Here is a 25657-nt window from a genome sequence, read left to right as displayed (position 1 = left end):
CGGAGAAGGCATATTCATTAACGGAATGTGGTCGGGGCTGGATGTGATTTTCCTTGTTCCGGGCAACGGTCGGGCAAACGGGGTGTTTTCCTTATGGCGAAACAGGGCAAAGATGGGAGGGCGGGTGACAGCCTTCTTCGACTGGGGAGTTACCTGACCCGATCGGAGCCCCTGGACGGGAATCGTGCGCAGGTCAGGCATGGTGGTCGTGAGGGTGATGTGTTCTACCGGGACCGGTGGAGCCATGATCGCGTGGTCCGTTCGACCCACGGTGTGAACTGCACCGGTTCCTGTTCCTGGGATGTTTATGTAAAAGATGGAATCATCACCTGGGAAACTCAGGCCACTGATTATCCGTCGGTGGGCCCGGACCGTCCTGAGTACGAACCACGCGGTTGTCCGCGCGGCGCCGCCTTCTCCTGGTACACCTATTCTCCGACCCGGGTGCGCTACCCCTACGCGCGCGGTGTCCTCGTCCAGATGTACCGGGAGGCCCGCCAGCGGCTGGGAGATCCGGTGCTGGCCTGGGAGGAGATCACCACCGACCCCGAACGGCGCCGCCGCTACCAGCGTGCCCGGGGCAAGGGCGGGCTGGTCCGCACGACCTGGGCCGAGGCCCTGGAGATCGCGGCCGCCGCGCACGTGCTGACGATCAAGAGGTACGGCCCCGACCGGATCGCCGGGTTCTCGCCCATCCCGGCGATGTCGATGGTCTCCCACGGGGTGGGCGCCCGCTTCGTGAACCTGCTCGGCGGCTCCATGCTGTCCTTCTACGACTGGTACGCCGACCTGCCGGTGGCCTCGCCACAGGTGTTCGGCGACCAGACCGACGTTCCGGAGTCCGGTGACTGGTGGGACGCCGCCTACCTCGTGCTGTGGGGCTCCAACGTCCCGGTCACCCGCACCCCGGACGCGCACTGGATGGCCGAGGCCCGGTACCGGGGCCAGAAGGTCGTGGTGGTCGCCCCGGACTACAACGACGCCGCCAAGTTCGCCGACGAGTGGCTGGCCCCGCACCCCGGTACCGACGGGGCCCTGGCGATGGCCATGGGGCACGTGATCCTCAGGGAGCGCTTCGTCGACAGTCCCACCCCCCAGTTCACCGAGTACGTGCGCGCCTACACCGACCTCCCCTTCCTGGTGGCCCTGGACAGCCGCGACGGCCGGTTCGTGCCCGGTAAGTTCCTCACCGCCTCGGACCTGCCCGACAACGCCGACGAGGCCAATCCCGAATGGAAGCCCGTGTTCTGGCCCGAGGGGGAGGAGGCGCCGGTCGCCCCGAACGGCACGATCGGACACCGCTGGGGCGAGGACGGCAAGGGGAGGTGGAACCTCGACCTGGAGGGGCGCACGCCCGAACTGACCTTCTACGCCGAAGGCGCCGAGGCCGTGGAGGTGGCGCTGCCCCGCTTCGACACCCCGGGCGGCACGGCCGAGGTCGACACCCGGGGAGTCCCGGTCCGCAGGGTCGGGGGCCGCCTGGTCACCACCGTGTTCGACCTGGTCCTGGCCCAGTACGGGGTCTCCCGCCCCGGGCTCCCCGGCGTCTGGCCCGACGGGTACGACGACCCGAACGCCGCCTACACCCCCGCCTGGCAGGAGGCGCTGACCTCGGTCCCGGCCGAACGCGCGGTGCGGATCGCCCGGGAGTTCGCCGACACCGCCCGGGCCAGCGGCGGGCGGGCCATGATCGTCCTGGGCGCCGGAACCAACCAGTGGTTCCACGGTGAGAACGCCTACCGCTCCTTCCTCTCCCTGCTGCTGCTCACCGGCTGCCAGGGGGTCAACGGCGGCGGCTGGGCGCACTACGTGGGACAGGAGAAGTGCCGCACGGCCGCGGGCTGGGCCGCCTACGCCTCGGGCGCGGACTGGTCCCGGCCGCCGCGCTTCATGGCCGGGACCGCCTACTGGTACACCCACACCGACCAGTGGCGTTACGACTCCTACCGGGCCGACGCCCTCATGTCACCGCTCGGCCCGGGGCGGGTGCGGGGCCAGCACACCGCCGACCTCGTGGCGGCCTCGGCCCGCATGGGCTGGATGCCGTCCTTCCCCACCTTCAACCGCAACCCGGTCCAACTCGGCCGGGAGGCGGCCGAACGCGGCCAGGACCCCGCGGAGTACGTCGCCGACCAGCTCCACGCGGGCACCCTCCGTTTCGCGGCCGAGGACCCCGACGACCCGGCCAACTGGCCCCGGACGCTCACCCTGTGGCGGTCCAACCTGTTCGGCTCCTCCGCGAAGGGGAACGAGTACTTCCTGAAGCACCTCCTGGGCACCCACTCCAACCTCCGGTCGGAGCCGGCCGGGCCCGAGCACCGGCCCGGCGACGTGGCCTGGCGGGACGAGATCCCGGAGGGCAAGCTGGACCTGCTGCTCACCATGGACTTCCGGATGACCAGCTCCACGCTGCTGTCCGACATCGTGCTGCCCGCCGCCACCTGGTACGAGAAGCACGACCTGTCCACCACGGACATGCACCCCTTCGTGCACGCCTTCAACCCGGCGATCGACCCGCCCTGGGAGACCCGCACCGACTTCGACGCCTTCCACGCCCTGGCGCGGGTGTTCAGCGAGCTGGCCGCCGACCACCTCGGCGAGGTCACCGACCTGGTCGCGGTGCCCCACCAGCACGACACGGCCGGTGAACTCGCCCAGCCGCACGGGGTGCCGCCGGACTGGAAGGCGGCCGGGGAGCGCCCGGTCCCGGGACGCACCATGCCGGGCATCGTCCCGGTGCGCCGCAACTACTCGGCCGTCGCCCAGAAGCTGGCGGCGCTCGGCCCGCTGGCCGAGGACCGGGGGCTGCCGGTCAAGGGGGTGTCGTTCACCCCGGACCGGGAGATCGACTGGCTGCGCCGGCGCAACGGCGCCGTACGCGGCGGGGTCGCCGACGGCCGCCCGTCCCTGGACACCGACGTCAAGGCCTGCGAGATGATCCTCGCGCTGTCGGGCACCAGCAACGGACGCCTCGCCGCACAGGGCTTCGAACGCCTGGCGGAGCGCACCGGCACCGACATGGACGAGCTGATCCACCACTCGGCCGAACGCCGGGTGGTCTTCGACGACGCCAGGCGGGGGCCGACCCCGGTGGGCAGCAGCCCGGAGTGGTCCGGCAAGGAGTCCTCGGACCGCCGCTACTCGCCCTTCACCATCAACCTCGAACACGACAAGCCCTGGCACACGCTCACCGGCCGCCAGCACTTCTACGTCGACCACGACTGGATGCACGAGTTCGGCGAGGCCCTGCCGGTCTACCGGCCGCCGCTGGACGTCAGCCGCCTGTTCGGGGAACCGCAGATCGGCCCGACCGGGCAGCGCGAGGTGGTCGTGCGCTACCTGACCCCGCACTCCAAGTGGTCCATCCACTCCGAGTACCAGGACAACCTGCTCATGCAGACCCTCTCCCGGGGCGGCCCCACGATCTGGATGAGCGTGGCCGACGCCGAGGCCATCGGGGCCCGGGACAACGACTGGGTGGAGGCGGTCAACCGCAACGGCGTCGTCGCCGCGCGCCTGGTCGTCTCCCACCGGATGCCCACCGGGACGGTGTACATGCACCACGCCCAGGAACGCACCGTCGACGTGCCCAGGACGGAGACCACCGGCAGACGGGGCGGCATCCACAACTCGCTCACCCGGCTGCTGGTCAAGCCGACGCACCTCATCGGCGGGTACGCGCAGTTCACCTACGCCTTCAACTACCTCGGCCCGACCGGTAACCAGCGCGACGAGGTCACGGTCGTGCGCAAGCGGACGACGGAGGTGCGGTACTGATGGCTGAGCGGAGCCGGAACGGCGGGGAGGGCGCGGGCGCGCGGGAGCGCCCGATCGGCCGGGTCATGGCGCAGGTCGCCATGGTGATGAACCTCGACAAGTGCATCGGCTGCCACACCTGCTCGGTCACCTGCAAACAGGCGTGGACCAACCGCAGCGGCGTCGAGTACGCGTGGTTCAACAACGTCGAGACCAGGCCCGGCCAGGGGTATCCGCGCACCTACCAGGACCAGGAGCGGTGGCGGGGCGGCTGGGTCCGCAGGCCCGACGGCAGGCTGGTGCCCCGTGCGGGCGGCCGGATCAGGCGGCTCGCGACGATCTTCGCCAACCCGGTGATGCCCTCCATCCAGGACTACTACGAACCCTGGACCTACGACTACGACACCCTGACCAACGCCCCGCTAGGCGACGACTTCCCGGTGGCCAGCCCCCGTTCGGCGCTCACCGGCAAGCCGATGAAGGTGGAGTGGAGCGCGAACTGGGACGACGACCTGGGCGGCGGTCCCGAGCTCGCCGCGCAGGACCCGATCGTGCGCAGGCTCGGCGACCGGGTGAAGCTCTCCTTCGAGGAGACCTTCATGTTCTACCTGCCGCGCATCTGCGAGCACTGCCTCAACCCCACCTGTGTGGCCGCATGCCCGAGCGGGGCGCTCTACAAGCGGGTCGAGGACGGCATCGTGCTCGTGGACCAGGACCGCTGCCGGGGGTGGCGCATGTGCGTCACCGCCTGCCCGTACAAGAAGGTCTACTTCAACCACAAGACGGGCAAGGCCGAGAAGTGCACCTTCTGCTACCCGCGGGTGGAGGTGGGCATGCCCACCATCTGCTCCGAGACCTGTGTGGGTCGCCTGCGGTACCTGGGGGTCGTCCTCTACGACGCGGACCGGGTCGGGCAGGCCGCCTCGGTGGAGGACGAGAAGGATCTCTACGAGGCCCAGCTCGACGTCTTCCTCGACCCCTCGGACCCGGCCGTGCGGGCTGCGGCCCGCCGGGACGGCATCCCCGGCCGCTGGGTGGACTCGGCGGTCCGTTCGCCGGTGTACGCGCTGGCCAAACGCTTCCGGGTGGCCCTGCCGCTGCACCCGGAGTACCGCACGATGCCGATGGTCTGGTACGTCCCGCCGCTGTCACCGGTGGTGGACGCGCTGAGCGGGACCGGACACGACGGTGAGGAGGCGGACAACCTCTTCGGCGCCATCGACACCCTGCGTATCCCGGTGGAGTACCTGGCGGAGCTGTTCAGCGCCGGGGACCCCGCACCGGTGGACCTGGTGCTGCGGCGCCTGGCCGCCATGCGCTCCTACATGCGCCGGGTCAACCTCGGGCAGGAGCGCGACGAGTCCGTCGCCGCCGCCGTCGGGATGACCGGGAGCGAGGTCGAGGACATGTACCGGCTGCTGGCCCTGGCCAAGTACGACGACCGCTACGTCATCCCCACCGCCTTCGGTGTGGACGAGTCCGACCGCGGTGTCATCGATGAGGTCGGGTGCAGCCTCGACTTCGACGGCGGACCCGGTATGGGCGGTATGGGGGACGTCCCCTTCGGTGAGGCCTCCGGGCGCCCCGAGGCGGCGTCCGTGGAGACCTTCCACGCCCTGCGCGAGCGCCAGACCGGTGACGGCGCGGCGGGCGAGGGGGCGGGCGGCGACGGCCGGGACGCCACCGAGGGCCGCGTCAACCTTCTGAACTGGGACGGCAACGGGCGTCCCCGAGGACTCTTCCCGCCCCGCCGGGGCGGCGGTACCGACAACGGAGGAAAGCGGGGCCCAGGCCCCGAACCACGTGACGGGGGTCGAACATGAGCACCACCACCAACGGTACGGACGGCGAGGCGACCGGCGGCAGGACCGGCGGGGCGGGCTGGCTCGGCGCGGGCCGGGCGGCACGCAGGGCACACGCCAGGGCGGTGACCCACCAGGCGGCGTCGGTCCTGCTCGGCTACCCGGACGAGACCTTCTTCGAGCGGCTCCCGCTGGTCGCGCGCGCCGCCGCGGAACTGCCCAGGGGCCAGGCCCGCACCGACCTGCTGGAGTTCTGCGAACACGCCTCCACCACACCCGAGACGGAACTCGCCGAGCACTACGTGGACGTGTTCGACCTGCGTCGGCGCCGCGCCCTGCACATGACCTACTACACCGACGGCGACACCCGGCGCCGCGGCCATGCGCTGGCCGAGATCCAACGGGTCTACGCCGAGGCGGGGTGGCGGGTGTCCGCCCGGGAGCTGCCCGACCACCTGGCCGTCATGCTGGAGTTCGCCGCCCGGGGCGACGCCGAGGCCGGGTGGGGGCTCCTGGTGGACTTCAGGGCCGGGCTGGACCTGTTGTCCCGGTCCCTGGCCGAGTACGGGACGCCCTACGCGCGGGTGGTCGACGCGGTGCGGCACACCCTCCCGGCGCCCCGGAACGCCGACGAGGAGCGCGTGCGCCGCCTGGCGGCTCAGGGCCCGCCGGCGGAGGACGTGGGCACCGAGCCCTACGGGGCGCGGCCCAGGGTCCCGCTGCCGCGGACCGACACCGCCGGGGGGCAGGGTTGAGCCGGGGGACGGCGACGGGCGGTGAGACGGGGATGAGCGGGTTCGGTCCGGCGGACCTCCTGCTCTGGGGCGTGCTGCCCTACGTGGTACTGGTGCTCGTGGTGGGAGGGCTGGTGTGGCGCTACCGCTACGACCGGTTCGGCTGGACCACCCGTTCCTCGGAACTGTACGAGTCCCGGCTGCTGCGGATCGGCAGTCCGCTCTTCCACTTCGGCCTGTTGGTGGTGATCGCCGGCCACGTGGTGGGGCTGCTGGTGCCCGACACGTGGACGCGTGCGCTCGGGGTCCCGGACACGCTCTACCACGTGACGGCGCTCTCGCTCGGCCTGGTCGCCGGTTTCTGCACGCTCGCCGGGATCGCCCTGCTGATCTGGCGCAGGCGCACCACCGGGCCGGTGTTCAGCGCCACCACCCGCAACGACAAGCTCATGTACGCGGTCCTGGTCCTGGCGATCCTGACCGGTCTGGGGATGACCGTCTACTTCGCGGGTGTGGAGCTCGCGGGCGGGCACACCCAGGACTACCGGGAGACGGTCTCGCCGTGGTTCCGGTCCGTCTGGGTCCTCCAGCCCGACATCGCCGCCATGGCCGCGGCCGAAGCGCCCTACAAGCTGCACGCACTGATGGGCCTGGCCCTGTTCACGCTGCTGCCCTTCACCCGGCTGGTGCACGCCTTCAGCGCTCCGGTCGGCTACCTGTTCCGCCCCTACGTCCTCTACCGCTCCCGCGACCAGCACCCCGCGGGGGCCGGTCAGGCGGAGCGGGCCACCCGTCGGGGCTGGTGACCGGGCCGCGGTCCCGCACCGTCCCGGACCGGTCCCGTACCCGTCCCGTCCGAACCCAGAGCCGCCCCGACCCGTTCCGGAAGCACCGAGGAGAACCGTCGTCATGGAGCTGTTCCCGTCGTTCCCGCTCGACGAGTGGCACGAGACCAAGGAAACCATCCACCGCTTCGAACAGATCGTCGGCAAGGTCCGGCTGAGCCACAGCCCCCGCCGCAACCACTGGTGGCACGTGCCCTTCCACCTCACCGGAAGCGGGATCACCTCCCGGCCGATGGGGTTCGTCGACGGCAACCCGGTGTTCACGGTGGACTTCGACTTCGTCCGGCACCAGCTGGTCGCGTCGAACCTGGACGGGGACACGGCAGCCTTCCCCCTCCGGGGGCACAGCGTCTCCTCGTTCTACCTCCGGTTCCAGTCGGCCCTGGACAGCCTGGGGGTGGACGGCAGCATCCCGCTCGCGCGCCCCTTCGACCTCCCGGACGCCGAACGGCCCTTCGTGGACGACCACGAGCACGCCGTGTACGTGCCCGAGCACGCCACCAGGTACTGGCAGATCCTGAGCCAGGTGAACCTGGTGCTGGAGGAGTTCGCGTCCGGGTTCTCCGGCAAGACCAGCCCGGTGCACCACTTCTGGCACACGTTCGACATCGCGCTCACCCGCTTCTCGGAGCACCCGGTCAAACAGCCGGAGGAGGCGGGCGGCCTGGTGCGCGAGGCCTACTCGCGCGAGGTGGTCAGCTTCGGGTTCTGGTTCGGCGACGACAACGTCCCAGAACCCTGCTTCTACGCCTACGCGGCGCCCGAACCCGAGGGGCTGACCGAGGAACCGCTCAGCCCGGCCGCGGAGTGGGTGCCCAGCGGCAGCGGGCACCTGGCGCTGCTGCGGTACGCCGAGGCGCGCGAACAGCCGGATCCGCGCGCGGCGGTCCTGGAGTTCCTGGAGAGCGCCTACCGGGCCGGGGCGGGGCGGCTCGGCTGGGACGTCGACGCCCTCGCCTGCCCGGGCGGGGTCACCGACCCGTACCGGGCGGGCCACTGACCGGGGCCGGCGCAGGTACCCCGGGGTGTGCGAGGGGGGTCGATGTGGGAACGTGGCATCCTGTGGGGCCCACCAAGCGCACAACGCGTGTGCGGGACACACTCGAATCGGGGGTAGTGGCAATGGATCTGTCCGTCGTCGACGTTCCGGAACGGTCTCGGTACGAGGTGAGCGCGGACGGGAAGGTGGTCGGCTTCTCCGCCTACCACCTGATCGCCGAGGGGGTTCTGGCCCTCCCGCACGTGGAGGTGGAACCGGCGTTCGAGGGCAGGGGCGTGGCCAGCGCGCTCATGCGCGACTCCCTGGACCACATCCGGGGCCGGGGGTTGAAGATCGTGCCGATCTGCCCGTTCGCCCAGGCCTTCCTGGAACGGAACCCGGACTACGCGGACCTCGTCCACACGGGCTGACCAGGGGCCCGGGGGCTAACGGGAACATCACCATCCGGACACAGCGTGCGACAAATGGTGTCCCGTCCCACTATGTGGGCATGATCTGGCGGTTATTCGTCGGAGCAAAGGAGCCCCACTCCCGTGTTACTCGCTGCTGAGGCAACAACACTTGACGCCCGCCTCACCGAGGCGATCGCGTTCTTCAACAACGAGATCTTCTGGTCCTGGATCCTGATCCCGCTGCTGGTGGTGGTGAGCCTGTACTTCACCATCGGTTCCGGGCTCGTCCAGGTCCGCCTCCTCCCGGAGATGTTCCGGGTGCTGAAGAGCAAGCCGGAGATCGCGCCGGACGGCAGGAAGGCCGTCTCGTCGATCCAGGCGTTCATGATCTCGGCCGCGGCCCGCATCGGCACCGGGAACATCATCGGCGTCGCGGTGGCCATCTCGCTCGGCGGTCCGGGCGCGGTCTTCTGGATGTGGATGATGGCCCTGATCGTCGGAGCGGCCAGCTTCGTCGAGTCCACCCTGGCCCAGCTGTACAAGGTCCGTGACAGCAGCGGCTACCGGGGCGGCCCCTCGTACTACATGGAGCGCGGGCTCGGCGCGCGCTGGGCCGGCGTCCTGTTCTCGATCACGATCCTCGCGACCTTCGCGATGGTCTTCAACGCGGTGCAGAGCAACACCATCGTGGGCGCCGTCGGCAACTCCACCGCGAACGTGGTCAGCGGAGACGGCTGGCTGCTCCCGGTCGTCGTCGGCGCGGTCCTGGTGGGCGTCACCGCACTGGTGATCTTCGGCGGGGTGCGCCGCATCGCGCACACCGCCCAGGCGCTCATCCCCTCCTTCGCCCTGGCCTACCTCGTGCTCGGCCTGGTCATCATGGTGATGAACTACCAGCAGATCCCGGCCATGTTCGCGCTGATCGTCGAGCACGCCTTCGGTGTCCGCGAGTTCGCCGCCGCGGGTCTGGCGATGGTGATCATCCAGGGCGTGCGCCGGGGCATGTTCTCCAACGAGGCCGGCCTGGGCTCGGCCCCGGTCGCCGCCGCCAGCGCCTCGGTCTCCCACCCCGTCAAGCAGGGGCTGGTCCAGACCCTGGGCGTCTACTTCGACACGCTGGTGGTCTGCTCGATGACGGCGTTCATCATCCTGCTCGGTTACCAGGGCACGCTGGACGGGGCCCGTGAGCCGGACCTGACCCAGCACGCGGTCACGGCGATGCTCGGGCCGTGGTCGATGCACCTGATGACCCTGATCATCGTCCTGGTGGCGTTCACGTCGGTGCTGGGCAACTACTACTACGGCGAGTCCAACCTGGAGTACCTCACCAACAGCTCCAACGCCATGTTCGTCTACAAGGTGCTGTTCCTGACGGCGACCTTCCTCGGCGCGCTGGGATCGATCGACCTGGTCTGGACGCTGGCTGACACGACCATGGGTCTGATGGCGCTGGTCAACCTGGTGGCGATCACACCCCTGGCGGCGATCGCGTTCCGTCTGCTCAAGGACTACACCGAGCAGCGCAAGCAGGGGCTGGACCCGGTCTTCACCCGGGACCGGATGCCCGACCTGCGCGGGGTGGAGTGCTGGGACCCCGAGGGGAGGACCGCTTCGGCGGCGGGGGAGCAGACCTCCTCCTGATCCGGAAACGACGGGAGACGGGGCGCGTCCGGTTGGTCCGGGCGCGCCCCGCGCCGTCCGCGGGCGTGCCCGTTTCCACCGGAGAAGCGCACAAATCGCTAACAGTAGGAGCTTTCACGCATCTGTGTTCTTTCGGTCACAGCGGATCACCGCTAGTGTGCTGCATCACAGTTGTGGCGGTCAGAGTTGCGCCTCGCGAGGGAGTCCGATGTCCATCGTCTCAATCGAGCCCGCCACCGCCGAGCGGTGGGATGACCTGGAGAACCTGTTCGGACCGACCGGAGCGTACGGGCACTGCTGGTGCACGTTCTTCCGAAGACGCGCCAAGGACCACACGGCGAGCGTCTCGTGTGATCGTTCCACACGCGGTCTGGACAACAAGGACGAGTTGCGCCGACTCACCCTGGACGGGCGTGTCCCGGGGCTGCTCGCCTACGACGGGGACGGCCCGTGCGGCTGGGTCTCCGTGGCCCCGCGGGAGGACTTCATCCGGTTGTCCCGCTCCCGGACCCTGCGCCCGGCCGATCCCGGCGAACCCGGCGTGTGGTCCCTGGTGTGCTTCTGGCTGCCGCCGCGCAGACGCAGGCGCGGGCTGGGCAGTCGGCTGCTGGACGGGGCGATCGAGTACGCCCGTGCGGGTGGCGCGCGTGTCCTGGAGGCCTACCCGGTGGACACCGCGGGCGGCCGTGCCCCCAGTGCCGAGGTCTACACCGGCACGGTGGAGATGTTCCGCCGGGCCGGTTTCACCATCCAGGGCCACCACACGAGCGAGAGGGTGGTGGCCAGGCTCGCTCTCAAGGCGGAGTGACGCGCTCTTGGGAGCGTTCCCCATAAACGGGGGGAGGGTATACCTCCAAGCCTCCTTCCCCCTTCCGGGCGTGTCGTCGCCGCTGGTCCTGCCCTGATTCCCGATGATCCGTGGGTCCCCGTGTCCGTTGCGGGGGCCCGTTCTGCTGTGCGGGGCGGCGCCCGGGCGCGGGGCCGGAGCCCCGCTGTCCTGCTCTGGTGGGTGCTTTGCCCTTTTTTGGTACCCCCCTGGGGTAACGTGGCGAGCGCGTTCCGGTGGCAGGACGCCATGGGGGTTTGACAGAAATATACCCCTGGGGGGTATATTGGGCCCTGTTGGAACCGACCGCGCGAACCAGCGCGGCAGATCGCACCAGGAGGCAGGAATGGCCAGCACCGCCGTCTACACCGTCGAGGGCATGACCTGCGGGCACTGTGTCAACTCGGTCACCGAGGAGGTCGGCGGGGTCTCCGGCGTCACCGGCGTACAGGTCGACCTGGAGAGCAAGAAGGTGACCGTCACCGGCGAGGGGCAGATCGACGACTCCGCCGTGCGCGCCGCCATCGACGAGGCCGGTTACGAGGTGGCCGGCTGACATGGGTGTGGCCACGAAACTAGGGCTCTACGCCGTGGGTCTCGTGGTCGTGTTCGCCGCGGCGTTCGGGGCCGGCTCCCTGGCCGGCCCCGTCCTGCCGGAGTGGCCCGAGGGGCACTCGGAGGGCACGGAGCTCCCCGCGGAGGGCGAACAGGACCACGACGGCGGCGACAGTGCCGAACACTGACCAAGCCTGGAGCGGCATATGAGTAGCAGCAAGACGGCGTCCGCCGCAGTGGAGCCGGTGGAACTGGCCATCGGCGGGATGACCTGCGCGGCCTGTGCCAACCGGGTGGAGAAGCGCCTCAACAAGATGGAGGGCGTCAGCGCCACCGTCAACTTCGCCACGGAGAGGGCCAGGGTCTCCTTCGAGGGCCCGGCGATCCCGGTCGAGGACCTCCTCGCCCAGGTCGAGAAGGCGGGTTACACCGCCACGGTGCCCCGGTCCGAGTCCGAGCAGGGGCCGGAGGAGGCCGACCCGGCCGACCCCTCCCAGGCCCTGTGGAACCGGGCGATCATCTCGATCGTGCTGTCCGCCCCGGTCATCGCGATGGCGATGGTCCCGGCCCTGCAGTTCACCCACTGGCAGTGGGCCTCCCTGACCCTGGCAGCGCCGGTCGTGGTCTGGGGCGCTCTGCCCTTCCACACCGCGGCGTGGAAGAACCTCAGGCTCGGCACCGCGACCATGGACACCCTCGTCTCCCTGGGTGTCACCTCGGCGTTCCTCTGGTCCCTCTACGCCCTGTTCCTCGGCACCGCCGGGACACCGGGCATGACCCACCCCTTCGAGTTCACCATCGCCCGCACCGACGGCTCGGCCAACATCTACCTCGAGGTCGCGGCGGGCGTCACCTCCTTCATCCTCCTCGGCAAGTACTTCGAGGCGCGGTCCAAGCGCCGGGCGGGCGCCGCCCTGCGAGCCCTGCTCGAGATGGGCGCCAAGGAGGTCACCGTGCTGCGGGGCGAGGGCGCCGCGGCCCGCGAGGAACCGGTCCCCGTGGACCGGCTGGCGGTCGGCGACCGCTTCGTGGTCCGCCCCGGGGAGAAGATCGCCACCGACGGCACCGTCGAGTCGGGCACCTCCGCCGTCGACATGAGCATGCTCACCGGTGAGTCCGTGCCGGTCGAGGTCGCACCGGGATCCGCCGTGGTCGGGGCCACCGTCAACGCGGGCGGCCGCCTGGTCGTGCGGGCCTCCCGGGTCGGCTCCGACACCCAGCTCGCACAGATGGCGCGCCTGGTCGAGGACGCGCAGAACGGCAAGGCGGCCGTGCAGCGGCTCGCCGACCGGGTCGCCGGGGTGTTCGTCCCCGTCGCCATCATGATCGCGGTCGCAGCCCTGGGCTTCTGGCTCGGCACCGGCGACCCGGCGGGAGCGGCCTTCACCGCCGCCGTCGCCGTGCTGATCATCGCCTGCCCCTGCGCCCTCGGGCTGGCCACCCCGATGGCGCTGATGGTCGGCACCGGGCGCGGCGCCCAGCTGGGCATCCTGATCAAGGGCCCGGAGGTGCTGGAGAGCACCCGGCGGGTGGACACCGTCGTGCTGGACAAGACCGGCACCGTCACCACCGGCAAGATGGCCCTGGTCGGCGTCACCGAGGCCCGCGGCGAGGACGCGGACGAGGTCCTGAGGCTGGCCGGAGCCCTGGAGAACGCCTCCGAACACCCCATCGCCCGGGCGATCGCCACGGGGGCCGCGGCGCGGGTCGGCGACCTCCCCGACCCGGAGGACTTTGCCAACATCGAGGGACGGGGCGTCCAGGGCGTCGTGGACGGCCACGCCGTCCTGGTGGGCCGGGCCGCGCTCCTGGCGGAGTGGTCACAGGCACTGCCGGAGGAACTGGCCCGAGCGCTGGAGTCGGCCCAGGCCCAGGGCCGCACCGCCGTCGCGGTCGGCTGGGACGGCCGGGCCAGGGGCGTGCTGGAGGTGGCCGACACGGTCAAGCCGACCAGCGCCGAGGCGGTCCGCCAGTTCCGAGCTCTGGGGCTGACCCCGATCCTGCTGACCGGCGACCACCGGGCGGTGGCCCGCTCGGTCGCCGACACGGTGGGGATCGAGGAGGTCATCGCCGAGGTCCTGCCCAAGGAGAAGGTCGACGTGGTCACCCGGCTCCAGGCCGAAGGGCGCACGGTGGCGATGGTCGGCGACGGGGTCAACGACGCCGCCGCGCTCGCCCGGGCCGACCTGGGGCTGTCCATGGGCACCGGAACCGACGTGGCCATCGAGGCCAGCGACCTCACCCTGGTCCGGGGGGACCTGAGGGCGGCCGCCGACGCGGTCCGGCTGTCCCGGCGCACCCTCGGCACCATCAAGGGCAACCTGTTCTGGGCCTTCGCCTACAACACCGCTGCCCTGCCACTGGCCGCGATGGGGCTGCTCAACCCCATGCTCGCCGGCGCGGCGATGGCCCTGTCGAGCGTGTTCGTGGTGAGCAACAGCCAGCGCCTGCGCCGCTTCCGCCCGCTGAACGAAACGGTCCCCTCCGACGCCCCGCACGCGGACGGCGACACCCGGGTGGACGAGACCCGGGTGCGGGGGAGGCGGAGCTTCAGCGGGAAGGGAGCCTGAGCAGGGGGCCGGAACACGGGCGGGTCGCGGGGGCACCGGAGGGGCCGGGTGCGGTCCGGGCCGCCCGGGAGCGGGCGGAGCACCACCGGTGCCCGCCCGCTCTGGCCAGGTGTGGCCCAGGTCTCGCCCCGCGGACCCCCGGCCGCTAGGGTTTGCGCGGAGCTCCACCCCGTGGGGCTCCGCGTGATGCGCGCGGCCCGTCCGCGCCCGACCCGGACCGGCTGAACGCCGGTGGCCAACCGAAGGACGGTCAACCCGCACCTGTTATCCGCCCCCGCACGACAGAGGTCCCCGTGACATCCGGATGCCCCCGCGCCAAGCTGTACCGAGACGAACCGCACCCGGACCCCTACGCCGTGTACGCCGAGATGCGCGCCGCACACGGGCCGGTGGTCCCGGTCGAGTTGGAACCCGGCGTGCACGGGTGGTTGGTCACCGACTACACCACCCTGATCTCCTGGAGCCGGGACACCACCGCGTTCGGGCACGACGCCCGCCTGTGGAAGGACTTCCGCGAGGGCCGGATCGACGCGGACGCGTCCGTGCTGCCGATGATGGCCCCCCGCACGAACGCCCTCTTCACCGACGGCACCGAACACCAGCGCTACCGGAGGGCGATCACCGACAGCCTCGGAGCGGTCGGATCGGAGCGCCTGACCAAGGTGACCCAGTCGTACGCGAACGGTCTCATCGACGAGTTCTGTGAACGGGGCCGCGCCGACGTCCTCAACGAGTACGCCCGGATGCTGCCGCTCCTCGTCATCAACGAGCTGTTCGGCTTCGACCGGGACCAGAGCATGCGCTTCGCGGAGGCCATGCGCAACCTCTGGCTCGGTATCGACGCGGAGAAGTCGAACGCCGAGGCCGAACGCGCCCTGTCCGAGGTGGTCACCGCCAAGCACCGCGAACCCGGCGACGACGTCACCACCCGGCTGATCCAGCACCGGGCGGCGCTCAGCGACGAGGAGGTGATCATGCAGCTCCTCCTGCTGGTGGCCGCGGCCAACGAGCCCACCGCCAACCTCATCAGCGCCGGGGTACGGGCGGTCCTCGCCGACCCCAACACCGCGGGCGGCGGTGCGCCCTCCCCGACCGTCCTCGCCGACACCGTCGACCGCGTCCTGTGGCAGGACCCGCCGATCACCAACTATCCCGTCATCTACCCGAGGACGGACGTGCCGATCGGCGGCGGCCGCACCATCCAGGCGGGTTCGCCGATCCTGTTGGGCTTCGCCGCCGCCAACCGCTTCTTCCTGGAGGAGAACGCGGAGCAGATGGCGGAGTCGAGCAACCGGGCCCACGTGGCCTGGGGCGCCGGGGCCCACCGCTGCCCGGCGCGGGAGGAGGCCACCACGATCACCATCATCGCGCTGCGCACCCTCCTGGACCGGCTGCCGGGACTGCACCTGGCGGTACCTCCCCAGGACCTGCGCTGGCACCTGTCGGCCCTGTCCTGGATCCCGGTCGAGCTCCCGGTCGGGTTCCCCCCGCAGCCTCCCGCCGCACCCCGCCCCCCAGTGGAAGGAACACCTTGGACCGCATCCGACTCGCCCCCGGAAACATCAGCGCGCAGGCAGACCACCTCAGGGACATCGCCCCTGTCGTCCCTGTCGAACTTCCTGGTCAGGTTGATGCGTGGGTCGTGACCTCCCACCAGGCGGTCAGCGACGCGCTGGCCGATCCGCGCATCCAGAAGAACAAGCGGCACTGGAGGGCGTTCAACGAGGGCGAGGTCCCGCCGGACTGGCCGCTGATCTCCTGGATCATCAACGAGAACATGCTGTCCAAGGACGGGGAGGACCACACCCGGCTGCGCAGGCTGGTGTCCAAGGCGTTCACCCCGCGCCGCGTCGAGCAGCTCCGCCCGGCCGTCACGGGCATCGTCGAAGCGCTCCTCGACGACCTGGAGCGGGCGGCCGGGCAGAGCGGGGACGGCGTCGTCGACCTCCGGTCCCTGGTCGCGCAGCCGCTCCCGCTCACGGTGATCAGTGACCTGTTCGGGCTGGACGAGGAGACCCGGCCCAAGCTGCACCGGCTCGTCGGCGTCTTCTTCGACCAGAGCGTCACACCCGACGAGGCCATGTCGACCTTCTTCGAGATGTGGGCGGTCCTGACCGGGCTGGTGGCGGCCAAACGCGCCGAGCCCGGAGACGACCTGACCACCGCCCTCATCGCCGCCCGCGACGAGGAGGACAAGCTCACCGAGGACGAGCTCATCTGGAACCTGGTGCTGTTCATCAGCGCCGGCTACGAGACCACGATGAACCTCATCGGTAACGCGGTGCGGCTGCTCACCGGCCACCGCGACCAGCTCGACATGATCGTCGCGGGCAAGGCGGAGTGGTCCGAGGCGATCGAGGAGGTGCTGCGCCTCAACCCGCCCGGCGAGTACGTGCCGATGCGCTACACCACCGAGGACATGGAGCTCGCCGGGGTGAGCCTGCCCAAGGGCGAGGCGCTGATGCTCGGTTACGCCTCCGCCGGCCGGGACCCCGAACGCCACGGCTCCACGGCGGGCGAGTTCGACATCACCCGCGAGGACACCTCGCACCTGGCCTTCTCCCACGGGCGGCACTACTGCCTGGGGGCGAACCTGGCCCGGATGGAGGTCAACGAGCTCCTGCCGCGCCTGTTCGAACGCTTCCCCGGGCTCGACGTGGCGGTGGACGAGGCCGATCTGGCCGAGTCGCCGTCCATCATCTCCGCGGGGGTGGAGGCCCTCCCGGTCCGGTTGCGCTGACCCCGATCCGGCCGCGCTCACCGGAGTCCTGCGGGACACGCCCGGTTTTCCCGGTCCCGTCGTGGGATGCTTCGGCGTCCCCCGGCGGGATCTTCGCATTTCAGGGGCGTTTCGGGTGGGTCTGTCCGGTCATGGGGACACTGTCGGCACCTTCGGGGGAGCACCAAGGGGCGGGTTCGGGCTCCTAGACTCGGGAGGGTCCCCCACGACCCCCTGCCCTGTCCCAACCCCGGTTCAGCCCTCCTCCCCCGGAAGGCCCCTCCCCCGAAGAGGATTGCGCGCACACATGAACAGTTCGGAAGCCGAGCCCGGTCGTGTCCTGGCCAACCGGTACCGCCTGGACGAGATCATCGGCGCGGGCGGTATGGGCCGGGTCTGGCGCGGGACGGACACCCTGCTGGACCGGACGGTCGCGGTCAAGGAACTGACGACACCGCCGAACCTCCCCTCGCACGAGGTCGACGTCCTGCGCACCCGCATGCTCCGCGAGGCCCGCAGCGCCGCCCAGCTCAGCCACCCGGCCATCATCACGGTGTTCGACGTGGCGGAGGAGGACGGGCGCCCGTGGATCGTGATGGAGCTCGTACGCGGGCCCTCCCTCGGCGACATCATCCGCGAGGAGGGGACGCTCCCGGTCCGCCGCGCCGCCGACATCGGCGAGCAGATGGCCGCCGGGCTCGCCGAAGCGCACAACCGGGGCATCGTGCACCGCGACATCAAACCGGGCAACGTGCTGATCGCCGGAAACGACCGGGCCGTCCTCACCGACTTCGGTATCGCCCACCTGGACGGTTCCACCCACCTGACCAGCACCGGGCTGCTGATCGGTTCGCCGAGCTACCTCGCGCCGGAGATCGCGCACGGCCGCTCGGCCACACCCGCCTCCGACATGTGGGCGCTGGGCATCACCCTCTACCAGGCGGTGGAGGGCGGGCTGCCCTTCGACCGGCCCACCCCGATGGCCACCCTGACCGCCATCGTCACCCAGGACCTGCCGGAGACGCCCAACGCGGGTGCGCTCCGCCCCGTCCTCGAAGCGCTGTGCGAGAAGGACCCCGAGGACCGCCCCTCGGTCTCCGAGGTCCGCGCACTCCTGCGCGAGGTCCGCAGCGCCGGAGGGGCGAGCACCACCACGGTGGCCCCCGCCCCCGACACGGCCGACTCCTCACCGGAGGCCTCCGACCCCGGTGCCGGACCGGAGTGGAACCGGGTCACCGGCCAGGGCACGGTGGACCGGGCGGTCAGCGCCGCCGGGTCCGCACCGAGCCCCTCGCCGCCCGCCGACGCCCCCCAGCGCACTCGCGAGAGGCCGGCCGGTTCCCGGACACGGGCGTTCATGGTCGTCGCGGCCGTCCTGGTCCTGCTGGTCGGAGCAGCCGCGACCACGCTGTTCGTCAGCATGAACCGTCCGGGGGGCCCGGACGCGGGGCTGGCCGGTTCCAGCGAGGAGCAGACCGCGGCCGACCCCACCGGTGACCCCGAGGCCGAGGCCGGGGCCGGGGCCGGGGCCGACGGTGACCAGGAGGGCGCCGAGCAGGAGGACGCAGGGACCGAGGAGGAAGAGCCGGACGAGGAGGACCCGGAGGAGGAAGAGGACGGGGAGTGGGACTTCCTCGTCCGACACGAGGACCCCAGCGGCTTCTCCGTCGACGTCCCCGAGGACTGGGAGCTCGAGCACCGGGACCACATGGTCTACTTCCACAACCCCGACGGCGGCTACCTCCTGGTCGACCAGACCTCCGACCCCAACCCGGACGCCGGGGACGACTGGCGCGACTTCGAGCCGGCCGGCAGCCAGAACTTCGGCGGCTACTCCCTCATCGGGATCGAGGACGTGGACGCAGACTGGGCCGACGACTACGTCAGCGCCGCCGACTGGGAGTTCACCTACTCCGGGGACGGCGGGCAGATGCACGCGATCAACCGCGGCTTCCACACCGAGGACACCGGGTACGCGCTGTTCCTGACGAGCGGTGAGCCCCAGGACTACAACCACGACCTCCTGGACCGGATCTCGGAATCCTTCGAGCCTGCAGACTGACGGCACGGCCGACCGGAGCCCCCCGGGACAGAGCCCGTCCCGGGGGTGCCCCCGGGGTGTCAGCCCTGGTCCTCGCCGAGCAGGTTCGCGTCGTGCACCAGCAGGGCGATCTGCACCCGGTTGTTCAGGTCCAGCTTGGTGAGGATGCTGGACACGTGCGTCTTCACGGTCGGCACGCTCAGGAACAGCCGCGCCGCGATGTCCGCGTTCGACCGGCCCTCACCGACCGCCACCGCCACCTCGGTCTCCCGGGCGTTCAACACGGCCAGGCGGTCGCGGGCCCGGTCGGCGCGCTCGCTGTGGTCGGCGTGGGCCACCCGGTCCATCAGCCGCCGCGTCACGTTCGGCGACAGCACGGGGAACCCCCGCGCCACCCTCCGGACCGACTCCACGATCTCCTCGGGCGGGGTGTCCTTGAGCAGGAACCCGGCGGCCCCCGCGCGCAGGGCGCGCAGTACGTGCTCGTCCGCGTCGAAGGTGGTGAGCACCAGCACCTCCGGCGGTCGGGGCAGCGCCCGCAGCCGTTCGGTGGCGGTCAGCCCGTCCACGGTGGGCATCCGGATGTCCATCAGGACCACGTCGGGCGAGTGCCGCGCGACCAGGTCCAGGACCTCGCCGCCGTCCTCGGCCTCGGCCAGCACGCTCACGTCCGGAGCGCCGCCCATCATCATCACCAGACCGACCCGCACCAGTGCGTCGTCGTCGACGATCAGCACACCGATCCGCCGGTCCCCGTCCCGCGCCGCTTCGCTCATGACGGCCACGGTAGCCATGCGGACAGGCTCCAGCCACCATCGCCGGTCGGCCCGTACTCCAGCCGGCCCGAGGCGAGGGACACCCGTTCACTCAGCCCCACGAGGCCCCGGCCGTTCCCCGGCCCCTCGGAGGCGGTCGCCGCGGGCCGCCCCTCCGGCCCATTGCGGACCTCCACGCTCAGGCCCCGGCCCGGCCCCCCGGAGACCCGCACGGACGTGCGGGCACCGGGCGCGTGCTTGCGGGCGTTGGTCAGCGCCTCCTGGACGATCCGGTAGGCCGTGCGCCCGGTCCGTTCGGGGACGGTCCCGGAGTACTCCTCGACGAACTCCACGCCCGCCCCGGCCACACCCGCCTCCGCGACCAGCTGGGCCAGGTCCGCCATGGTCGGCTGCGGCAGCTCGCCCACGGGGGCGCGCAGCACCCCGATCACCTCGCGCAGGTCCTGGAGGGCCTGGTGCGCGCTCTCCCGGATCACCTTCGCGGACCGGCCCACCTCCTCCGGTGAGGCGTCCGGACGGTACTCCAGGGCGCCCGCGTGCACGCTGAGCAGCGACAGGCGGTGCCCGAGGACGTCGTGGATCTCCCGGGCGATCGACTCGCGCACCTGGTGCTGCGCGTGTTCGGCGCGCAGCCGGGCCTCCGTCTCGGCGTGGACCGCCCGCTCACGCAACGAGTCGAACAGCTGGCGGCGGTGCTGGACCGAGAGCCCCCAGCCGGCGACGGCCCCCTGGAAGACCGCCGCGAGCAGGAACATCACCAGGAAGGGAGCTCCGCCTTCCGGGTGGATGGTGACGTTGACGAGGGAGGCCAGGAAGCTCAGCGCCAGCACCGACAGCCCCACCCTGGGCGGACGGTGCACGCACAGCGAGAACAGGGCGGCGAGCATCGCACCGCCGACCAGCGGGAAGACCGCGGAGAGCAGCACCAGGGCCACAGCGATCCGCACCGGCCACCGGCGCCGCCACCACAGGGCCGTGCAACCGCCCAGGGCGACCAGCTGGTCGGCCACGGTGAACAGTTCGGGCCGGGGCGGGGGAGGCGGGTCCCCGGGGAACGTCACCGAGCCGAGCAGCCCGAACCCCAGGGCGATCAGGAACATCAGCGCGTCCACGATCCAGTCGCGTACGCTGCGCCGGTGTCGCTCCGGGGGAGTGGCCGTGTCGTTCATCGCTCGGAGTCTACGAGCGGCGGGCACCCGACAGGGCCTCCCCGAGCCGACGCGGTACCAAGGACGGGCGGTCCCCTACTTTGGTCGAACACCGCAGGTGACAGCGGTAGACCTGGGTTCGGTCGGGGCGGGCCTTCGACCGATGCGGTGAGAGGGCTCCGCCTCCTAGGTTCGGCGTATGCGCAAGTTCCTCCAGGGCCTGGGAGCCCTCATCACCCTCATGGGGGTCAGCGGGGCCGTCGACCACCTCTGGACCCAGCCGATCCTCGGCGTCGTGCTCAACGCCTTCAACCGCCTCGTCGTCCGCAACGTCGCCGTGCTCCAGGAGAACGCCCTGCTGGCCAACCTGGGCCTGGCGGTCTGCGGGGTCGTGCTCGTGGTGGCCGCGGAGGCGTCGCCGTCCGCCCGGCGCCGGGCCTGAGCCCCCTCGCCCGGGGGCGGGACGGTGCGGCGCGCTGTGCCGATGCGCCGTTGCGCGCCTGTTTCGCTCGCGGGAGTGGGTACCGTCAGCAGGCGGAGCACTCGCGCGTGAACCTGGGGGATCACCCGAATGAGCACACTGGTCACCGGCGCCACCGGACAGGTGGGCCGACGTGTCCTGACCGAACTGCGCAGGCGCGGCCTGTCGGCCGCCGGTGCCTCCAGGGACGGCGAGGTGCGGCTGGACTGGACCGACACCACCAGTTGGGAACCGGCGGTGGAGGGTGTGGAGCGTCTGTTCGTGACGGTCCCCATGGCCAGCGGGCTCACCGACCGGGTCGGGGCCTTCCTGGAGAGGGCGGTCGCGGCGGGGGTCCGGACAGCCGTGCTGACCACCGCGATGGGCACCGAGAACGGGCCGCCCGACTCCGAACAGCGCGTGCTGGAGCGCCGGGTCCGGGAACTGTTCGACCACTGGACCGTGGTCCGCCCCAACTGGCTGGACCAGGACTTCACCGAAGGGGTCTTCGCCCGCCTGGCCCGTTCCCGCAAGGGGCGCCTGGAGCTGCCGCTGGCCAAGGACGCGGCGGCCAGTTTCGTGGACGCCCGGGACGTCACCCACACCGTCGTCGCCGCGCTCACCGAGGAGGGGCACCACGGCCGCGAGTACACGCTCACCGGCCCCGCCGCCGTCACCTTCCGCGAGGTCGTCAGGATGACCAAGGGCACGGAGAGCCCGGTGTGGCGGTACAAGAAGGTGGACGAGGCCGGGTTCTACTTCCGCGCCACCGACATCGGTTGGTCGGACCGGTACGTGGACACCCTCAACGAGCGGTTCCGTGCGATCGCCAACGGCCGGGCCGCCGTGGTCACCGACGACGTCCGCCGTGCTCTGGGACGGGACCCCGCCCCGATGGCCAAGTTCGCCCGGGAGTCCCTGCACTGACCCGGAACGGCGAACGCCCGCCCCCGGAGGGGAGGGCGGGCGTTCGGGACCCCGGGCCCGCGGAGCCGGGCCCGGGGGGTCTGCGGCCTACTTGAGGAGCTGGCGGGCCATCACCATGCGCTGGATCTGGTTGGTGCCCTCGTAGATCTGGGTGATCTTGGCATCGCGCATCATGCGCTCCAGCGGGAAGTCCTTGACGTAGCCCGCACCACCCAGCAGCTGGACGGCGTCGGTGGTGATCTCCATGGCGGCGTCGGAGGCGTAGCACTTGGCCGCGGCGCCGTAGAAGGGCAGGTCCTCGTCGCCGCGCTCGGACTTGGCGGCGGCCACGTAGACCATCTGGCGGGCGGTCTCCAGCTTCATGGCCATGTCGGCGAGCATGAACTGGATGCCCTGGAAGTCGGCGACGGCCTTGCCGAACTGCTTGCGCTCCTTGACGTAGGCCACGGCGTGGTCCAGGGCGCCCTGGGCGATGCCGACGGCCTGCGCGCCGATGGTGACGCGGGTGTGGTCCAGGGTGCGCAGCGCGATCTTCAGGCCCTCGCCCGGGGCTCCGACGATGCGGTCGCCGGGGATGCGGACGTCGTCGAAGAACAGTTCCCGGGTGGGGGAGCCCTTGATGCCGAGCTTGCGCTCGGGCTCGCCCAGGGTGAAGCCGGGGTCGTCGGCGTGCACGACGAACGCGGAGATGTTGCGGCCGCGCCTGCCCTCGGGGTCGGTCACGGCCAGGACGGTGTAGTAGTCGCTGACACCGGCGTTGGTGATCCAGGACTTCTGGCCGTTGAGGATCCAGTCGTCGCCCTTGGGGGCGGCCTGGGTGCGCATGGCGGCGGTGTCGGAACCGGCCTCGCGCTCGGACAGGCCGTAGGAGAACATTGCCTCGCCGCGCGCCACGGGGGTCAGGTAGCGCTGCTTGACCTCCTCGGAGGCGCCCAGGATCAGCGGCATGGTGCCGAGCTTGTTCACCGCGGGGATGAGCGAGGAGGAGGCGCACACCCGGGCGACCTCCTCGATGATGATGCAGGTCGCGAGCGCGTCGGCGCCCACGCCCTCGTAGTCCTCGGCGATGTGCGCGGCGTGGAAGTCGGTGGCGACCAGGGCGTCGAGGGCGTCCTGAGGGAAGGCCGATTTCTCGTCCACCTCGGCGGCGTGCGGGGCGATCTTGTCCTCGGCCACCGAGCGCACGGCCTCGCGCAGCTCCTCGTGCTCCTCGTTGGTCTTGAACAGGTCGAAGTCGCTCATGTTCTTCCCTCCCCGAGGAAGTGCACGATCCCCGGTAGTTGGCACTAGGTGCCGATGTCTGGCATTCAGTGCCAGAGTAGGGGGTGAAAGGGGCGAAGTACACCGACGGGTTCGGCTACCTTCGCCAGAGGTCGGGTCACCCGGCGGGAGGAGGAAGCCATGGGCGCGACAGGTGGGCGCGCGGTGCGGGGAGCACCGCCGCGGGAGACCCGGGAGGTGGTGCTGGCGGCGGTGGGACTGTTCACCGAAGCGGGGTTCGAGGCCACCACGATGGAGGGCGTCGCGGAGGCCACCGGGGTGAGCCGCAGGAGCCTCTTCCGCAGGTTCGGCTCCAAGGAGGACATCCTCTTCGCCGAGCACGACGAGCTCTTCGAGACGGTCGTGCGGTACATGGAGGCTTCCCCGGACGGCCCGCTGCCCACGGTGGTCGCCGCCGCGCGACTGGTCTTCCAGGGGTACGTCCGCGACCCCGAGATCACCGTGCCGCGGTACCGGCTGGTGCGCGCGCACCCGCGGCTGCGGGACCGGGAGGTGGCGATGACCGCCCGGTACCAGGCGGCGTTCAGCCACTACCTTGCCCAGTGCGCGGGCGGGGACCGCTCGTCCCTGGAGGTCGAGGTGGTCTCGGCGGCGCTCATCGCCGCGCACAACCACGTGCTGCGCGGGTGGCTGCGGGACCCGGAGGACGACCGGGTGTGGGAGCGGTTCGACGAGGCGATGGACAGGGTCGGCGACCTGGCGGCGCCCATGCTCGGCGGGCACGGGCCCGGGCCCGGGTCCGGTGGCTGGGGCGGCCGGGAGCGGGTCCTGGTGGCGGTCTACCCGCACGGGGTGGAGCGCGCGGAACTGCTGCGGTGCGTCGTCGAGGCGGTGGACCGGGACCGGTAGGGGGCCCCTCCGGGCGCGTCCCGCGCACACCCCGGCGCGCGTAGGCTGGACGGGGCCGAAAACAGGGCAGCACACGAGGCGGGGCGGACAGCGGAGATGAGCGCGGACACGGCGGGTGCGACCAAGCAGGAGTCAGAGGTCGTTCACGAGGCGGAGCGGAGGCGGACCTTCGCGGTCATCTCCCACCCGGACGCCGGTAAGTCGACGCTGACCGAGGCCCTGGCGCTGCACGCGGCGGCGATCTCCTCGGCCGGGGCGGTGCACGGCAAGGGCGACCGTCGGGGGGTGACCTCGGACTGGATGGAGATGGAGCAGGACCGGGGGATCTCGATCACCTCGGCCGCGTTGCGCATCGACTATGAGGACCGGGTGCTGAACCTGGTGGACACCCCCGGTCACGCGGACTTCTCCGAGGACACCTACCGGGTGCTCTCGGCGGTGGACTGCGCGATCATGCTGCTGGACTCGGCCAAGGGCCTGGAGCCGCAGACGCTGAAGCTCTTCGACGTGTGCCGGGCGCGCAGGATGCCGGTGATCACCTTCGTCAACAAGTGGGACCGGCCCGGGCGTGAGCCGTTGGAGCTGTTGGACGAGATCGAGCAGCGTATCGGCCTGCGTCCGACCCCGTTGAACTGGCCGGTGGGTATCGCGGGCGACTTCCGCGGACTCATCGATCGCACGAGCGGGACCTACACCAAGATGACCCGCACCCCGGGCGGCGCCAGCAAGGCCATCGAGGAGGTCCTGGACGCGGACAAGGCCGCCGAGGTCGAGCTGGAGGCCTGGGAGCAGGCCACCGAGGAGATCGAGCTGTTGGAGGCGCTGGGCGCCGACTTCGACTACGACTCCTTCATGGCGGGTGAGTCCTCTCCGGTGCTGTTCGGCGCGGCCCTGTCCAACTTCGGGGTGGGCCAGCTGCTGGACACGGTGGTGGGCCGGGCGCCGGCGCCCTCGGCCAAGGCCGATGAGGAGGGGCGGCCCCGTGCGGTGGGTCGGCCTTTCTCCGGGCAGGTGTTCAAGATGCAGGCCAACATGGACCGTAACCACCGGGACCGGATGGCGTTCGTGCGGGTCAGCTCGGGGCGGTTCGACCGGGGGATGGTGCTCACCCACGCCTCGACGGGGCGGCCGTTCGCGACCAAGTACACCCAGGCGGTGTTCGGTTCGGACCGCTCCACGATCGACACCGCCTATCCGGGGGATGTGATCGCGCTGGTCAACGCGCATGCTCTGTCGGTGGGTGACACTCTCTACGACGGTCCCAAGGTGGTCTTCCCGCCGATTCCCAGCTTCGCTCCGGAGCACTTCGTGGTGGCGCGTGCGGTGGATGCGGGC

Annotated in this window: 21 protein-coding genes; 18 read left to right on the top strand and 3 right to left on the bottom strand. The window is 71.2% G+C overall.

What is annotated here, in order from left to right:
* The first annotated feature begins 93 nt into the window (after positions 1-93).
* The 14 genes from IE195_RS01995 to IE195_RS01930 all read left to right on the top strand — a co-directional run bounded on the left by IE195_RS01995 (position 94) and on the right by IE195_RS01930 (position 18902).
* Positions 94-3777: a nitrate reductase subunit alpha gene (locus IE195_RS01995; RefSeq protein WP_191267450.1), complete on the top strand. Its 3684-nt coding sequence runs from the start codon at positions 94-96 to the stop codon at positions 3775-3777.
* Positions 3777-5579 (top strand): nitrate reductase subunit beta, encoded by a 1803-nt coding sequence (gene narH, locus IE195_RS01990; RefSeq protein WP_191267437.1) that lies wholly within the window; start codon positions 3777-3779, stop codon positions 5577-5579. Before IE195_RS01995 ends, narH begins: the two co-directional genes overlap by 1 nt.
* Positions 5576-6313 (top strand): nitrate reductase molybdenum cofactor assembly chaperone, encoded by a 738-nt coding sequence (gene narJ, locus IE195_RS01985; protein WP_191267427.1) that lies wholly within the window; start codon positions 5576-5578, stop codon positions 6311-6313. The genes narH and narJ overlap by 4 nt, the downstream gene beginning before the upstream one ends.
* Positions 6314-6345: 32 nt before the next feature.
* Complete coding sequence (narI, locus tag IE195_RS01980) at positions 6346-7098, top strand: respiratory nitrate reductase subunit gamma (RefSeq protein WP_191267416.1); 753 nt, start codon at positions 6346-6348, stop codon at positions 7096-7098.
* Between the two features lie 103 nt (positions 7099-7201).
* The gene (locus IE195_RS01975; protein WP_191267414.1) at positions 7202-8137 is read left to right on the top strand and encodes a DUF5996 family protein; all 936 of its coding nucleotides are present in this window, start codon (positions 7202-7204) and stop codon (positions 8135-8137) included.
* 122 nt (positions 8138-8259) lie between these two features.
* Positions 8260-8547: a GNAT family N-acetyltransferase gene (locus tag IE195_RS01970; protein ID WP_191267412.1), complete on the top strand. Its 288-nt coding sequence runs from the start codon at positions 8260-8262 to the stop codon at positions 8545-8547.
* Positions 8548-8670: 123 nt separating this feature from the next.
* The gene (locus IE195_RS01965; protein ID WP_191267410.1) at positions 8671-10170 is read left to right on the top strand and encodes an alanine/glycine:cation symporter family protein; all 1500 of its coding nucleotides are present in this window, start codon (positions 8671-8673) and stop codon (positions 10168-10170) included.
* A gap of 208 nt (positions 10171-10378) precedes the next feature.
* Complete coding sequence (locus tag IE195_RS01960; protein ID WP_191267408.1) at positions 10379-10978, top strand: GNAT family N-acetyltransferase; 600 nt, start codon at positions 10379-10381, stop codon at positions 10976-10978.
* A gap of 364 nt (positions 10979-11342) precedes the next feature.
* Positions 11343-11552 (top strand): heavy-metal-associated domain-containing protein, encoded by a 210-nt coding sequence (locus IE195_RS01955; RefSeq protein ID WP_191267406.1) that lies wholly within the window; start codon positions 11343-11345, stop codon positions 11550-11552.
* A 1-nt stretch (position 11553) separates the two neighbouring features.
* Positions 11554-11739 carry a hypothetical protein gene (locus IE195_RS01950; protein ID WP_191267404.1) on the top strand — a complete coding sequence of 62 codons (186 nt, stop codon included), beginning with the start codon at positions 11554-11556 and terminating at the stop codon, positions 11737-11739.
* 18 nt (positions 11740-11757) lie between these two features.
* Positions 11758-14121 carry a heavy metal translocating P-type ATPase gene (locus IE195_RS01945; RefSeq protein WP_225942562.1) on the top strand — a complete coding sequence of 788 codons (2364 nt, stop codon included), beginning with the start codon at positions 11758-11760 and terminating at the stop codon, positions 14119-14121.
* Positions 14122-14477: 356 nt separating this feature from the next.
* A complete protein-coding gene (locus IE195_RS01940) occupies positions 14478-15767 on the top strand; it encodes a cytochrome P450 family protein (protein WP_191268042.1) in 1290 nt (429 codons plus the stop codon).
* Positions 15764-16861, top strand: a complete 1098-nt coding sequence (locus tag IE195_RS01935; RefSeq protein WP_191267402.1) for a cytochrome P450 family protein — start codon at positions 15764-15766, stop codon at positions 16859-16861. The genes IE195_RS01940 and IE195_RS01935 overlap by 4 nt, the downstream gene beginning before the upstream one ends.
* A gap of 286 nt (positions 16862-17147) precedes the next feature.
* A complete protein-coding gene (locus IE195_RS01930) occupies positions 17148-18902 on the top strand; it encodes a serine/threonine-protein kinase (RefSeq protein ID WP_191267401.1) in 1755 nt (584 codons plus the stop codon).
* 59 nt (positions 18903-18961) lie between these two features.
* On the opposite strand, the gene IE195_RS01925 is transcribed toward IE195_RS01930, so the two are convergent.
* Both IE195_RS01925 and IE195_RS01920 read right to left on the bottom strand, forming a co-directional pair.
* Positions 18962-19675: a response regulator transcription factor gene (locus IE195_RS01925; protein WP_191267399.1), complete on the bottom strand. Its 714-nt coding sequence runs from the start codon at positions 19673-19675 to the stop codon at positions 18962-18964.
* On the bottom strand, positions 19654-20826 hold the full coding sequence (locus tag IE195_RS01920; protein WP_191267397.1) for a sensor histidine kinase: 1173 nt from the start codon (positions 20824-20826) through the stop codon (positions 19654-19656). The genes IE195_RS01925 and IE195_RS01920 overlap by 22 nt, the downstream gene beginning before the upstream one ends.
* Before the next feature lie 178 nt (positions 20827-21004).
* Here IE195_RS01920 and IE195_RS01915 point away from each other — a divergent pair, with 178 nt between their 5' ends.
* Complete coding sequence (locus tag IE195_RS01915) at positions 21005-21247, top strand: hypothetical protein (protein WP_191267395.1); 243 nt, start codon at positions 21005-21007, stop codon at positions 21245-21247.
* A 129-nt stretch (positions 21248-21376) separates the two neighbouring features.
* On the top strand, positions 21377-22192 hold the full coding sequence (locus IE195_RS01910; protein WP_191267392.1) for a Rossmann-fold NAD(P)-binding domain-containing protein: 816 nt from the start codon (positions 21377-21379) through the stop codon (positions 22190-22192).
* A gap of 87 nt (positions 22193-22279) precedes the next feature.
* Here IE195_RS01910 and IE195_RS01905 read toward each other — a convergent pair whose 3' ends face one another.
* Positions 22280-23434: an acyl-CoA dehydrogenase family protein gene (locus tag IE195_RS01905; RefSeq protein ID WP_191267387.1), complete on the bottom strand. Its 1155-nt coding sequence runs from the start codon at positions 23432-23434 to the stop codon at positions 22280-22282.
* Between the two features lie 159 nt (positions 23435-23593).
* Between IE195_RS01905 and IE195_RS01900 the strand changes: the two genes are divergently transcribed.
* Both IE195_RS01900 and IE195_RS01895 read left to right on the top strand, forming a co-directional pair.
* Positions 23594-24322: a TetR/AcrR family transcriptional regulator gene (locus tag IE195_RS01900; protein WP_191267375.1), complete on the top strand. Its 729-nt coding sequence runs from the start codon at positions 23594-23596 to the stop codon at positions 24320-24322.
* Positions 24323-24418: 96 nt separating this feature from the next.
* Positions 24419-25657: peptide chain release factor 3 (locus IE195_RS01895; RefSeq protein WP_191267370.1), on the top strand; the 1239-nt coding region annotated here is incomplete at its 3' end.

The organism is Nocardiopsis terrae, assembly GCF_014651695.1.
GTDB lineage: Bacteria > Actinomycetota > Actinomycetes > Streptosporangiales > Streptosporangiaceae > Nocardiopsis > Nocardiopsis terrae.
The sequence above is the reverse complement of the archived record's forward strand: the minus strand, read 5'-3'. Positions and strand labels throughout refer to the sequence as shown.